Origin of the sequence: Streptomyces sp. DT190 (assembly GCF_049846985.1) — a bacterium.
In the GTDB taxonomy this organism is placed as follows: Bacteria; Actinomycetota; Actinomycetes; order Streptomycetales; family Streptomycetaceae; genus Streptomyces.
On the sequence record NZ_JBNCNM010000006.1, the window covers coordinates 80,867 to 94,207 of the forward strand.

The following is a 13,341-nucleotide window of genomic DNA, read 5'->3' on the forward strand; positions in this document are numbered from 1 at the left end:
CCGCTCCCTCAGTCCGCGCGGCGGCCCAGGAAGACCGGGTTCGTGAACGCCGCCAGCGGCCCCGGCACCGGACCGGCCGCCGCCTCGTGCCGCAGCTCGGCCCGCACGTACGCCGCGTACGACGGGGTGGTGCGCCACTCGACGGTGCCCGAGCCGGACACCGGCAGCGGGGCGCTGGTGTGCAGCACGCCCTGGTCGGTGACGAAGCGGACCGTGCAGCGCGGGGCGCCCGTGACCTCCAGGCGGACGGTGACGGGGGTGTCGCGGCCGACGGCGAGCCGTTCGCCGATGCCCGCGTGCTCACCGCGCCCGCCGGACGCCCGGAACGACAGGGAGATCTTCGCGGACTCGGCGACGTAGGACCGCCCGGCCCGGATGCCGTCCTGGATCGCCCGCCGGGTCAGGTCGTCGGCCAGTACCACCGTCTGCGGACTGCCCACGGCGTCCGGGGAGCGGTGGGCGTCGCTGCTGCCCATCGCCGGGATCCAGTCGCGCCCGTCGCGCACGGACGCCACCAGCATGCTGTCCCAGTCGGCCAGCGCCACTTCGTCGTCGGGCGTGTACGGGCCGTTCCACACCTCGGCCGCGTCGGCCTCGCCGAAGCCGAACTTCCAGTTGCAGCCGACGCAGGTGGCGTGCGGATGGGCCGGGACGACCAGGCCGCCGGCGCGCCGGATCTGCCGGGCGAACCGGCCGAAGCGGTTGTCGCGGGCCCGGTAGCGCCAGTCCACGAAGGTGCCCGGGTCGGTGCCGAGGGCGACCACGTGACCGTTGCGGGTGGTGACCTCCTCGCCCAGCATGACCAGCAGGTCGTCCCCGGCCACGTCGGCCCAGTGGGCGTGCGCGGCGTGCGTGTTGTGCTCGGAGGAGTTGATGAAGTCCAGACCGGCCGCGCGGGCCAGCTCGCCGATCTCGGCGGGGGTGCGGCGGCCGTCGGAGAACCAGGAGTGCAGATGGCAGTCGCCCCGGTACCAGGCCCGGCCCCGCCCCTTGGCCCGCTCCGGCGGATACACCGGCCGGGCCGCCTCGCCCGGCTCGCCGTACGTCAGGGTGACGGTGATCTCGTACGCCAGACCCTGCGGGGCGACCGTGTACGGGCCGAGCGCGATGTGCCAGGTGCCCTCGCGCACCGGGCCGGGGAGGTAGCCGGGCGTCGCGTCGTCCGCGCGGAGGAAGAACTCCGTGCGCGCCCCGCCCGACCAGCCCCGGAAGCCCCTGCCCCCGAGGTCGGTGCCGCGCTCGTCGAAGATGCCGATGTCGAGGGCGTTGCCCGTGGTGCCGGCCGGTACGGACGGCCGGTCGTAGGTGTAGGCCACCCGCAGCTCCCGGACGCCGGCCGGGACCTCGACGGGCACGTACACGAAGTCGGGCGACCCGGGCGGCAGGGTGCCCCGCACCGTTCTGGTCTCCTGGCCGCCGTCGTCCTGGTCCCGGCCGTCCGCTGAAGCGAAGCTCACGCTCCCCAACGTAAGCGCGGCGGCCGCTCCCGTCACGAACAGAGCGCGCCGGCCGAGCCCGCCGTGGTTGTCCTCGCACATGCTGCTGCTCCCAAGGTGTCGTCGCTGACCTGTCATGGGTGGTGCAGGGGTGGTGCGCGCAACTCTTGTATTGAGGCGTGAACCGGCGTGCAAGGGAAGGGGATCCCACGGCGGGGAGCAGGGGAACGGGCCATGCGCCCGCAGATCGGTGCCGACCAGTCGGTATGGACACCCCGTCCGCCCTCGGGTACAGATGGGTCATGCGTATCGCCGTGACGATCTTCCTCACCGACGAGACGATCACCCCGGCCCGGCTCGCCCGGGAGCTGGAGGAGCGCGGTTTCGCCGGGCTGTACCTGCCCGAGCACACGCACATCCCCGTCGAGCGGACCACGCCCTACCCGGCGGGCGGGGAGCTGCCGCGCGAGTACGGCCGTACGCTCGACGCGTTCGTGGCGCTCGGCCAGGCCGCCGCCGTCACCGAGCGGCTCGGGCTCGGCACGGGCATCACGCTCGTCGCCCAGCACGACCCGATCGACCTGGCCAAGCGGATCGCCACCCTGGACCACCTCTCCGGCGGCCGCTTCACGCTGGGCGTGGGCTTCGGCTGGAACGTCGAGGAGGCCGCCGACCACGGCGTGCGCTGGCGCACCCGGCGCGAGCTGGTCAAGGACCGCATGGCGCTGATGCGGGCGCTGTGGTCGCCGGAACCGGTCGCCTACGACGGGGAGTTCGGCAGCGTCCGGGCCAGTGAGGCGCACCCCAAGCCGGTGCGCGAGCCGCGCGGTCCCGTGGTCGGTCCGCGCACCCTGGTCGGCGGGGCGGCCGGGCCCAAGCTCTTCGACCACGTCTGCACGTACGCCGACGGCTGGCTGCCCATCGGCGGCCGCGGCCTGTCCGAGTCCCTGCCGAAGCTGCGCACCGCCTGGAACGAGGCGGGCCGCGACCCCGAGTCCCTCCAGATCGTCCCGTACGCCGTCCACCCGACCCCGGGCAAACTCGCCCACTACGCCGACCTCGGCATCGAGGAGGTGGTGGTGCAGCTGCCGCCGGCGGGGGAGAGCGAGGTACTGAAGGCGTTGGACCGCCTGGGAGAACACCTCTGACAACAGGGGTGCCACGCAGCCGAGTTCACCTCCCAACTAAACTACGGGTCAGTAACGGACCGGGTCCGCACCCGCGCGCGACCGACCATCGCGCCGCAGGGGGGCGGGCCCGGTGCACGGTCGACTCGGGGGAGAGCGTCTTGAGGCTTGCCTGGTTTTCCTGGCTCGCGCGCCATTTCGACGACTACGGCTACAGCCAGGGCCCGGTGCGCGGCGCCGTCGGCACCGCAGCGGTCCTGGTGACCGCCGCGCTGCTGTGGTTCGCGCTGCACCGCGTCCGGCCGGCCGCCGTGGCCGCCGCCGGTCTGGTGTCCGCCCTGGGCATCGGCTGGCTGGCCTTCCACTGACCGGGCTCCCCGGAGCCTGATCAGCGCACTCGTATGCTCGAAGGATGACGACTCCCGCGACCTCCGGAACCGGACCCACCGAGAACTCCCTGCGTCGCGCCCTGAAACGGGCCAGGGACGGCGTCTCGCTCGACGTCGCCGAGGCGGCGGTGCTGCTCCAGGCGCGGGGTGCGCATCTGGAGGACCTGGCGGCCTCGGCCGCCCGGGTGCGGGACGCCGGGCTGGAGGCGGCCGGCCGGCCCGGCGTCATCACGTACTCCAAGAGCGTCTTCATTCCGCTGACCCGGCTGTGCCGGGACAAGTGCCACTACTGCACGTTCGTCACCGTGCCCGGCAAGCTGCGCCGCGAGGGCCACGGGATGTTCATGTCCCCGGACGAGGTCCTCGACGTCGCCCGCAAGGGCGCCGCGCTCGGCTGCAAGGAAGCCCTCATCACCCTGGGCGACAAGCCGGAGGACCGCTGGCCCGAGGCGCGCGAGTGGCTCGACGCGCACGGCTACGACGACACCATCGCCTACGTCCGGGCCATCTCCATCCGCATCCTGGAGGAGACGGGTCTGCTGCCCCACCTGAACCCGGGCGTCATGAGCTGGGCCGACTTCCAGCGGCTCAAGCCCGTCGCGCCCAGCATGGGCATGATGCTGGAGACCACCGCGACCCGCCTGTGGTCGGAGCCGGGCGGCCCCCACTACGGCTCGCCCGACAAGGAGCCCGCCGTCCGCCTGCGGGTGCTGGAGGACGCCGGGCGGTCCTCCGTGCCCTTCACCTCCGGGCTGCTCATAGGCATCGGCGAGACCTACGAGGAGCGCGCCGAGTCGCTGTTCGCGCTGCGGAAGGTCGCCCGGGCCTACCACGGCGTCCAGGAGCTGATCATCCAGAACTTCCGGGCCAAGCCGGACACCGCGATGCGCGGCATGCCCGACGCGGAGCTGGACGAACTCGTCGCCACGGTCGCCGTCGCCCGGCTGCTGATGGGCCCGGGCGGCAACATCCAGGCCCCGCCCAACCTCGTCGACGACGAGTACGAGCGGCTGATCGGCGCCGGCGTCGACGACTGGGGCGGCGTCTCCCCGCTCACCATCGACCACGTCAACCCCGAGCGCCCCTGGCCGCAGATCGAGCAGCTCGCCGAGAAGTCCCGGGCCGCCGGGTTCGAACTGCGCGAACGGCTCTGCGTCTACCCGGAGTTCGTGCGGCGCGGCGAGCCCTGGCTGGACCCGCGGCTGCGTCCGCACGTGGCCGCGCTGGCCGACCCGGAGACCGGCCTGGCCCGCCCCGAGGCCCTGCCGCGAGGGCTGCCCTGGCAGGAGCCGGAGGAGGTCTTCACCGCCTCCGGCCGCACCGACCTGCACTCCTCGATCGACACCGAGGGCCGTACGTCGGACCGCCGGGACGACTTCGACGAGGTGTACGGCGACTGGGACGCCCTGCGCGAGGCCGCCGCCCCGGGCATGGCCCCCGAGCGCATCGACACCGACGTACGGCAGGCGCTGCGCACGGCCGCCGACGATCCGACGAAGCTCACCGACGCCGAGGCGCTGGCGCTGCTGCACGCGGACGGACCGGCGCTGGACGCCCTGGCCCGGGTCGCCGACGACGTGCGGAAGTCGGCCGTGGGCGACGACGTCACCTACATCGTCACCCGCAACATCAACTTCACCAACGTCTGCTACACCGGCTGCCGTTTCTGCGCCTTCGCCCAGCGCCGCACCGACGCCGACGCCTACACCCTCTCCCTGGACCAGGTCGCCGACCGGGCCCAGCAGGCGTGGGACGTGGGCGCGGTGGAGGTGTGCATGCAGGGCGGCATCCACCCGGACCTGCCCGGCACGGCCTACTTCGACATCGCCCGGGCCGTGAAGGAACGCGTCCCCGGCATGCACGTGCACGCCTTCTCGCCGATGGAGGTCGTCAACGGCGCGACCCGCACGGGCCTGTCGGTCCGCGAGTGGCTGTCCGCCGCCAAGGAGGCCGGTCTGGACACCATCCCCGGCACCGCCGCCGAGATCCTCGACGACGAGGTCCGCTGGATCCTCACCAAGGGCAAGCTGCCCGCGGCCGACTGGATCGACGTCGTGACGACGGCCCACGAGCTGGGCATCCGGTCGTCCTCGACGATGATGTACGGGCACGTCGACCAGCCCCGCCACTGGCTCGGGCACCTGCGCACCCTCGCCTCGATCCAGCAGCGCACCGGCGGTTTCACCGAGTTCGTGACGCTGCCGTTCGTGCACACCAACGCGCCGGTCTACCTGGCGGGGATCGCCCGCCCGGGCCCGACCCTGCGGGACAACCGCGCGGTGACGGCCATGGCCCGGCTGCTGCTGCACCCGTGGATCCCCAACATCCAGACCAGCTGGGTCAAGCTCGGCACGCAGGGCGCGGCGGAGATGCTGCGCTCGGGCGCGAACGACCTCGGCGGGACGCTCATGGAGGAGACCATCTCCCGGATGGCCGGCTCGTCGTACGGCTCGTACAAGTCGGTCAAGGACCTGATCGCCGTGGCGGACGCGGCCGGGCGTCCGGCCAGGCCCCGCACCACCCTCTACGGCGAGGTCCCCGAGGAGCGGCAGCGGGCGGCGCGGGCCTCGGACGGGCACCTGCCGGAACTGCTGCCGGTGCTGGACTGACGCGCTCTCAGGGGTTCCCGGCGTCCGTGGGCTGCCGCACCGTCACCGTGCGGCCGGCCGCGGCGCCGGGGCTCGCCGGGCGCGGCGGCGCCGCGGTGCCCCGGCCCGCCCACAGCAGCAGCACCCCGAGGCCCCCGGCGAGCGCCGGCCAGTACACGTAGCGGAAGTCCGTCGCGGGCATGGTCGGCAGATAGCCGAGGATGTAGGCCGCCGAGCTGACGCCCAGCGTCCGGACCGGCAGGCGGAACACGCCGGTTCCCGGCCGGACGGCCAGCACCAGCGCGACGGCGAGCCAGAACCAGCCGCGGAACAGCCACCGCAGGTCCGCCGCCATCCCGCCGACGTACGTGCCGAGCGTGGCCTCCAGCTGCGGGTGCGCGACCTCGATGCCCAGGTCGTTGCGGGTGATGCCCGCCTTGTACACGTAGTCCGTCTCGAACAGCAGCGTCGCGAAGAGCCGCAGCCGGTACTGGACGTAGCCCGGCACGTGCCCGCCCATCTCCCGCAGCCACAGGGAGGTGATCTCGTCGGAGTCCCCGCGCAGCCCGTCGGCGGGGCGCTGGTAGCAGGCCCAGTAGGCGTCGGACAGGTCGCCGGTCCGGGCGCACTCGCGGGCCGAGGCCACCAGCCGGTCGCGCAGCGCGGGTGGCACGTCCGCCGACCGCAGTTCGTCCACCGTCAGCACGTGCACCAGGTCGTCGAGCATGATCTGCGCGCCCTGCTCGGTCCGCAGCGGCTTCGCGAACAGGGCGATGGCGGCGGCGGGCACGACGAGTGCGGCCGCCAGGGCCGCCGTGCACGTCACCCACGTCCGGCGCCCGGGAGCGCGCCACAGCGCGAGGACGAGCAGGGCGAAGACGGGGAGCGCGGCGAGGAAGGCGTTCTTGCGCACGAGCATGGCGTACGCCAGGAACAGCACGCCGAGCCCGAGCAGCGCCCACCGCACGGCGGGACGCGCGCCGCTGTCCCGGATCCGCAGCCCGGTGAAGGCGACCGCACACGCCGCGAGCAGCGCGAACGCCGCGTGCACGTCCTTCCACACCACACCGGCGAACGTCAGCACGAACGGCGCCAGACCCAGCCCGAGCACCGCGAGCGAACCGGCCCGGCTCCCGGTCAGCTCCCACACCGCCCAGGACAGCACCCCCAACGCCCCCCAGAGGACGAGGGACTGCAGGACCAGCATCGACGTGATCGAGCCGGTCACCGCGATGAGGGCCCGCCACACCAGGCTCAGCACGGGCGGATGCCAGTCGGTCAGGGGTCTGCTGCCCTCGGCCTGCTGGAGCTGGTCGAGGCTGTCGGGGCTCAGGAAGCCGGGGGCGAAGACGAGGACGGTGCCCAGGCAGCAGACCGCGGCGACGGCGGCCAGACCCGCGATCCAGCGCTGAGCATCCGACAACCGTCCCATTTGTGACATATGCCGGATGCTAGCGGCTCAGAGGGCGACGAAGACGTAGCGCCGGTAGGCGTAGAAGCGGAACAGCGTCGCGAGTACCCAGCCGAGGATGCGGGCGGTGTTGTCGCTGAGCGCCGAGTCGAGCCCGAGCAGCTGCCGCGAGGCGAAGACCGTCCCGGCGGTGATGACGAGCCCGACGGCGTTCGCGACGAGGAACAGCGCCAGCTCGTGGGTCACCTTCTCGCGGTGCTGGTGGCGGTAGGTCCAGTACCGGTTGCCGACCCAGCTGAAGAGCGCCGCCGCACCCGTCGCCACGACGGACGCCTGCACGGGAGCGGTCCGCATCACCCCGCCCTCGGCGCCACCGGGCAGGCCGAAGACCAGCAGGTTGTAGCCGCCGTTGTCGACGACGAAGGCCAGGGCCCCGATGACGCCGAACTTGGCGGCCTCCCGCCAGACGCCCTTGACGGCGTCGCGCGCACGCAGCGTCACGGATGCGAGGACCGGCACCCGGCGAGCGTAACGACCCGGCGCCCCCGCGCGCCCCAAACACGCGCATATCGCATGATTTACCCACACATACCTGCCTGGCGAACCGGCAGGCGAACCAGACATCGGTCCGGGTGAGGAGTGGTCGTGGAACCGACGATCGCGTGTGTCGTGCCGTGTCACAACGAGGAGGCGGCCGTCGGCAAGGTCGTCCGCGACCTGCGCGCCGCCCTCCCCGAGGCCGTCGTCTACGTGTACGACAACGCCTCCACCGACCGCACGGCGGAGCTGGCCCGGCAGGCCGGCGCGATCGTCCGGCACGAGTCCCGCAAGGGCAAGGGCAACGTCATCCGCCGCGCCTTCGCCGACGTGGACGCGGACGCCCTGCTCATCGTCGACGGCGACGACACCTACGACGTCTCCCGCGCCCGCGACCTGGTCGACCTGCTCTTCGAGGGACCGTACGACCAGGTCGTCGGCGCCCGCCGGGTCACCTGCGACGGGGCCTACCGGGCCGGGCACGCCGTCGGCAACAAGGTGCTCACCGGGGCGGTGCGCTCGCTGTTCGGCAACGACGTGACCGACATGCTCAGCGGCTACCGGGTCTTCTCGCGGCGCTTCGTGAAGTCCTTCCCGGCGCTGGCCCGCGAATTCGAGACCGAGACCGAGATGACCATCCACGCGCTGCACCTGCGGCTGCCCACGGCCGAGGTGCCCGTGGAGTACCGGGTCCGGCCCGCCGGCGGCGAGAGCAAGCTGCGCACCTACCGGGACGGCTGGCGCATCCTGCGGGTCATCCTGGATCTGGCACGCCGCGAGCGCCCCTCGCTCGTGCACACCGTGATCGCGGGCGTGCTGGCCCTGGTCTCGGTGATCCTCGGCATCCCCGTCATCGCCGACTTCGTCCGCACGGGCACCGTGCCCCGCGTGCCCACGGCGATCCTCGCCGCCGCGATCATGACGATCGCCGCGCTGGTCCTGCTCGTCGGCTACATCCTGGAGTCGCTCACCCACATGCGCCAGGAGCAGACCCGGCTGGTGCACCTGGCCTACCCGGCCCCCCGGCGCACCCCGCGCTACACCGCGCGCGGCGCCGGAACCGGCCCCGTCCCGGTCCGCAAGACCGCAGAGGGCCCCTGAGGACGAGGGCGGCGAGACCGTCGAGGAGGAGCAGGGCGCGCAGTACGATGATCGGAACCCCGGTGTGGCGCGGGGTCCCGTGACTGAGGAGATGCGTACCGGTGCCTGCCCGACTTCCTTCGTGGGCCTGGACGTCCGGGCTGACCGTGGGAGCGATAGCCGCGGTGACGGTCCTGGCCGTGCAGGCGGACAAGGGCCCGCACCCCACCGCGAGCTCGGCCAAGCCGAGCGCCCCGGTGTCCGCGCAGCCCACGCCCACGGCCACCGCCCCGGCCCGGGTCCCCGACGGCTCCGGCACCGGCCGGCGCATCGTCTACTCCCTCGGTGAGAAGCGGGTGTGGATGGTCGACGCGAGCGAGGCGACCCGCCGCACGTTCACGGTCTGGCCGGGCACGGTCAGTCCCGACCCCGGCAGCTACACGATCTCGTCCCGCAACGAGGCGACGACCGGCTCCGACGGCGTCCAGATCGAGCACATCATGTACTTCGCCGCGCAGGGCGGTGTCTCCGTCGCCTTCTCCAACGCGGTCGACGGATCGTCCCCGCCGCCCGCCGCCTCCGGCGGGAAGACCGGCGGGGTCCGGATGAAGAAGGCGGACGGCACGGCACTGTGGGCGTTCGGCACGGTCGGCACGACCGTGGCCGTGGTCAGGTAGCGGACGTCTCCGTGCGCGGGGCCGACAGCTGGTTGACGATCAGCACGACCCCGCTGAACAGGAAGATCCGGGTCGCGGCGTCCAGCCCGTTCCAGGTCTTCGACTGCCACATCGAGAACCACTCACCGCCGATCGCGATGAACCCGGCCCCGAACAGCAGCATCACCATCAGCAGCCCGTACGTCGACATCCGCCGGGCGCGCACGGCATCACGCCCGGCCCACAGCCACGTGCCGTATATGAGGACGAGCGCGGCGACGGTCTCCCACGCGATGATCGCGACGTAGGCGGCGTCCTGGAGCCCTTCACTGGTGATGGCACGCCACATCAGGTCCTCGTCCTTGAACGTGGTGTCCATCGCCAGCACGTGCCGGACGAACTGCTGGTTGGTGCCGAAGTCGGTGATGTTCCCGAAGGCGACCAGCGCCATGTAGAGCGCGATGGTCCCGGTGAGCAGCGTGGCGGCGAGGGACAGCCCGCCGCGAGGGGGTGTGGAGGTGGCCATGGCGATCATTTTCCCCAAGTGCCGGTGGACTCGCGACAGAATGCCGGTGGACACCCCTGTTTCCGAAGGCGAGTTGAGGGAGGGCGCGCGGATGGCACAGGCGAGGCCGTCGATGCAGGAGCTGATCCGGCGGCGCACCCGGGCCGGTTTCGTCGGCCGGTCCGCCGAACGCGCCCTGTTCCGGGCCAACTTCACCACCGAACCGGACGACGAACGCCACCGCTTCCGCTTCCACGTGCACGGCAACGCGGGCGTCGGCAAGACCTTCCTGCTGCGCGAGTGGGAGCAGATCGCCCGCGACCAGGGCGCGCTGACCGCACGGGTCGACGACAGCGCGGGCAGCCTGCCGGAGGTACTGGCCGGGATCAGCCGCCAGTTCGCCGCCCAGGGCCGCCGCATGAAGGACCTGGACCGCCTCCTCGCCGCCCACCGTGAGCGCCGGCACGAGGCGGAGCTGGCCGTGCTCGCCGCGCAGACGGAGGAGGAGGACGGCCCGTCGGCGGGCGGGCGGCTGGCGGCCCGGGCCGGTGTGGTGGCGCTGGGCATGGTCCCGGTGGCCGGGCCGCTGGCGGGCCTGCTCGACGCGGACCAACTCGCCGAGGGCGCCGACCGGTTGCGGACGAGGGTGCTGTCCCGGCTGCGCGACCACGAGGACGCCCAGCTGGTCCTCGCCCCGGAGCGGGTCCTCACGCCGGTCTTCCTGCGCGAACTCACGGAGGCGGCCGGGTCGGTCCCCTGGATCGCCCTCTTCTTCGACACCTACGAGCGCACCGCGGCGTACCTGGACGGCTGGCTGCACGAGACGATGACGACCGACCGGCACGGCGCCGTGCCCGCCACGGCGGTCGTGGTCACGGCGGGGCAGCGCCCGGTGGACCCGGCCCGCTGGGGCGGCCTGCGGGACTTCGTCACGGACGTGCCCCTGGCCCCCTTCACGGAGGCGGAGACGCGCGGCCTGCTCGCGGGCCGGGGGGTGACCGCCGAACCGGTCGTCCAGGAGGTCCTGCGCCTCACCGGCGGCCTTCCCGTCCTGGTCTCCACCCTCGCCGAGTCCCGCCCCGTCGACCCGGACGACGTCGGCGACCCGAGCGCCACGGCCGTCGACCGCTTCCTGCGCTGGGAGCGCGACCCCGTGCGGCGGTCCGCCGCGCTGGCCTGCGCGCTGCCCCGCTGGCTCGACGCGGACGTGTTCCGGGCGGCGGCCGACTGCCCGGCGGAGGAGGCGGAGAGCGTCTACGCGTGGCTGCGCGGCATGCCGTTCGTCACCGACCGGGGCGGGCAGCGGCTGCGGTACCACGACGTCGTACGGGCGCCGATGCTGCGCGCGGAGCGGCGGCGGTCGCCGCGCGGCTGGGCCGAACGGCACCGGCGGCTGGCCGCCACGTTCCGGACCTGGCGCGAGGAGGCGGAGACGGACCGGGAGCCCGGCGCGCTGTGGCCGGACGAGGCGTGGCGGGAGCTACGCCTGGCCGAGACGTACCACGTCCTGTGCGCCGGGACACGGGACGCGCTGCCGGACGCGTTGCACGACGTCGTGCACGCCTGCGAGGCGGGCGCGGGAGTGGCCGCGCGGTGGGCACGGCTCCTGCTGGACGCGGGCCGGGACGCGGAAGCGGAGGAGGTGGCCGCGTGGGGCGCGGAACTCACCGCGGCACTCGAAGCGGACGGCATCGGGTCCGCACTCGGCCTCCTCCTGCGCCGCGCGGGACTCGGCACGCCGGCCCAGGCCCGCGCCCGCCTGGTACGCGGCGACGCCCTGCGCGGCGACGGCGCCTACGAACAGGCTCTCGCCGAGTACGACCGGGCCGTCGCCCTGGACCCCGAACTGGCCCCCGCCCACCGGAACCGCGCCGTGCTCCACGGACAACTGGGCGACCTGGACGCGGCGATCACCGACCTCGACCGTGCCGTCGCCCTGGAGCCGGGCAACGCCTGGTGCCTCGCCCTGCGCGGCGAGCACCACCGGCTCGCGCGGCACGACGCCGAGGCGATCCGCGACCTCACCGAGGCCGTCCGCCTCGACCCGGCCAACGAGTTCCCCTGGGCCTCCCGGGGCGCCACCCACGAACGCACCGGGAACCCGGAAGCGGCCCTGGCCGACCTGAACCAGGCCCTCGACATCAAGCCGGACTACGCCTGGGCGCTCGCCCGCCGCGCGCGAGTATGGCGGGCCCTGGGCGACCCGGAGCGCCAACTCGCCGACCTCGACCGCGCGCTGTCGCTCACGCCCGACTGGGCGTGGGCCCGGTGCGAACGCGGCGACGCGCTGCGGGCCGCGGGCCGGGACGAGGAGGCCGTCGCCGACCTGGATGTCGCACTGACCCTGGACCCCGAGTACGCCTCGGCGTACGCGAGCCGGGGCGCGTCCCTGACCCGACTCGGCCGCCACGCCGAAGCGCTGGCCGACCTGAACCGGGCGGTGGAACTCCGGCCGGGATACGCCTGGGCGCTGGACCGCAGGGCGGAGGTGCTCCGGGTCAGCGACCTGCCGTGAACGCGAGGAACTCCGACCAGGCGGCGCGGGTGAATGCCAGGTGGGCGCCGTCGCGCTGCTTGGAGTCGCGGACGTGCAGGGTGAGTTGGGGGGTGGGGGATATGGCGGCTTCGAGGCAGTCGGCATCGTCGTTGCCGCTGTAGCTGCTTTTGAACCACCTCGGCGGGGTGGGTGTCATGTCTCTTCTCCCAGTACTTTCTCGATGAAGGCTCGCGACTCCCGGGGCGAGAGGGCCTGCGCCCGGATCATTCCATAGCGCATGTCCAGGACTTGGACGTCCTTCGGGTCGGAGATGACTCGGTCGTGCAGCTGGCCCGCCGAGTGCCCCAGCGTCGTGCCGTCCCTCAGCTTCAGCACCCTGAACGGGCCCATCAAGCCCGCGTGATCCTCCCGGTCCGTAGGCATGACCTGGATCGATACATGCCTCAACTCCGTTACCTCAAGCAGGTGTTCGAGTTGGCGGCGCAGGACCATCCTGCCCCCGAGAGGCCGCCGCAGTGTCGCCTCTTCCTGGACAAACGTGAGGAGCGGCCGGGGCACCTTCTCGAAGACGGCCTTCCGGGCCATGCGGGCGGCCACGAGCCGCTCGATCTCTTCCTCCGTGTAGGCCGGTCGCCGCATGGCGTACAAGGCGTGGGCGTACTCGGGTGTCTGAAGCAGACCGTGAATGTGCAGACCGGCGTAAGCCCCCAGTTCGACGGCGTCGTCCTCAAGCCGGGTGAGGTCCCGCACCTTTTTCGGATACCGAGCCTTCTCCACATCCTCCTTCATCGCGGCGAGCTTGCCCCCGGCGGCAAGCACTTCGTCCGCCTTGTCGAGAAAATCCGGCTTGGGGATGCGGCGGGCTCGCTCCACGGACGACACCATCTCCTCGCCGTACCCGATGGCCGCGCCCAACTCCGCCTGCTTCAGCCCCGCCGCCTCGCGCCACATCTTGATCTGCCGCCCGACGGTCCTGAGCACGGCAGCCGCTTCCTCGTCCTCCACGCCTTCCCCTCCTGACGTACGACCCGTACGACCCCGTCACGCGTCCGGACAGTCACGCTCCGTACCGGGGTCGTCGCTGTTCAGAGTAGGGACGGGCGACCACGCTGGGT

The 13,341-nt window shown here is 72.9% G+C and carries 12 protein-coding genes; 6 read left to right on the top strand and 6 right to left on the bottom strand.

The window, feature by feature from the left end:
- Positions 1 to 8 precede the first annotated feature (8 nt).
- Positions 9 to 1,538: a CehA/McbA family metallohydrolase gene (locus ACPXCS_RS13405; protein ID WP_425946992.1), complete on the bottom strand. Its 1,530-nt coding sequence runs from the start codon at positions 1,536 to 1,538 to the stop codon at positions 9 to 11.
- Positions 1,539 to 1,738: 200 nt separating this feature from the next.
- Here ACPXCS_RS13405 and ACPXCS_RS13410 point away from each other — a divergent pair, with 200 nt between their 5' ends.
- From ACPXCS_RS13410 to ACPXCS_RS13420, 3 genes are all read left to right on the top strand, one after another.
- Positions 1,739 to 2,584 (top strand): LLM class F420-dependent oxidoreductase, encoded by an 846-nt coding sequence (locus tag ACPXCS_RS13410; protein WP_425946990.1) that lies wholly within the window; start codon positions 1,739 to 1,741, stop codon positions 2,582 to 2,584.
- A gap of 140 nt (positions 2,585 to 2,724) precedes the next feature.
- Entirely contained in the window at positions 2,725 to 2,931 is a 207-nt protein-coding gene (locus ACPXCS_RS13415; protein ID WP_425946988.1) for a hypothetical protein, read from the top strand.
- A gap of 44 nt (positions 2,932 to 2,975) precedes the next feature.
- Positions 2,976 to 5,561 (top strand): bifunctional FO biosynthesis protein CofGH, encoded by a 2,586-nt coding sequence (locus tag ACPXCS_RS13420; protein WP_425946986.1) that lies wholly within the window; start codon positions 2,976 to 2,978, stop codon positions 5,559 to 5,561.
- 7 nt (positions 5,562 to 5,568) lie between these two features.
- Here ACPXCS_RS13420 and ACPXCS_RS13425 read toward each other — a convergent pair whose 3' ends face one another.
- Both ACPXCS_RS13425 and ACPXCS_RS13430 read right to left on the bottom strand, forming a co-directional pair.
- Positions 5,569 to 6,981, bottom strand: coding sequence for a hypothetical protein (locus tag ACPXCS_RS13425; RefSeq protein ID WP_425946985.1), 1,413 nt, complete (start codon positions 6,979 to 6,981; stop codon positions 5,569 to 5,571).
- Positions 6,982 to 6,999: 18 nt separating this feature from the next.
- Entirely contained in the window at positions 7,000 to 7,470 is a 471-nt protein-coding gene (locus tag ACPXCS_RS13430; protein WP_425946984.1) for a GtrA family protein, read from the bottom strand.
- Between the two features lie 120 nt (positions 7,471 to 7,590).
- On the opposite strand from ACPXCS_RS13430, the gene ACPXCS_RS13435 reads away from it, so the two are divergent.
- Positions 7,591 to 8,589 carry a glycosyltransferase family 2 protein gene (locus tag ACPXCS_RS13435; protein ID WP_425946983.1) on the top strand — a complete coding sequence of 333 codons (999 nt, stop codon included), beginning with the start codon at positions 7,591 to 7,593 and terminating at the stop codon, positions 8,587 to 8,589.
- A 101-nt stretch (positions 8,590 to 8,690) separates the two neighbouring features.
- Positions 8,691 to 9,245: a hypothetical protein gene (locus tag ACPXCS_RS13440; RefSeq protein WP_425946982.1), complete on the top strand. Its 555-nt coding sequence runs from the start codon at positions 8,691 to 8,693 to the stop codon at positions 9,243 to 9,245.
- Here the strand turns inward: ACPXCS_RS13440 and ACPXCS_RS13445 are convergent.
- On the bottom strand, positions 9,238 to 9,750 hold the full coding sequence (locus tag ACPXCS_RS13445) for a DUF2165 domain-containing protein (RefSeq protein WP_425946981.1): 513 nt from the start codon (positions 9,748 to 9,750) through the stop codon (positions 9,238 to 9,240). The two genes, ACPXCS_RS13440 and ACPXCS_RS13445, sit on opposite strands and share 8 nt — an antisense overlap.
- A gap of 91 nt (positions 9,751 to 9,841) precedes the next feature.
- On the opposite strand from ACPXCS_RS13445, the gene ACPXCS_RS13450 reads away from it, so the two are divergent.
- Positions 9,842 to 12,244, top strand: coding sequence for a tetratricopeptide repeat protein (locus ACPXCS_RS13450; RefSeq protein WP_425946980.1), 2,403 nt, complete (start codon positions 9,842 to 9,844; stop codon positions 12,242 to 12,244).
- On the opposite strand, the gene ACPXCS_RS13455 is transcribed toward ACPXCS_RS13450, so the two are convergent.
- Positions 12,228 to 12,422 (bottom strand): DUF397 domain-containing protein, encoded by a 195-nt coding sequence (locus ACPXCS_RS13455; protein WP_425946979.1) that lies wholly within the window; start codon positions 12,420 to 12,422, stop codon positions 12,228 to 12,230. The genes ACPXCS_RS13450 and ACPXCS_RS13455 overlap by 17 nt on opposite strands.
- On the bottom strand, positions 12,419 to 13,231 hold the full coding sequence (locus tag ACPXCS_RS13460) for a helix-turn-helix domain-containing protein (RefSeq protein WP_425946978.1): 813 nt from the start codon (positions 13,229 to 13,231) through the stop codon (positions 12,419 to 12,421). The genes ACPXCS_RS13455 and ACPXCS_RS13460 overlap by 4 nt, the downstream gene beginning before the upstream one ends.
- Positions 13,232 to 13,341: the final 110 nt, after the last annotated feature.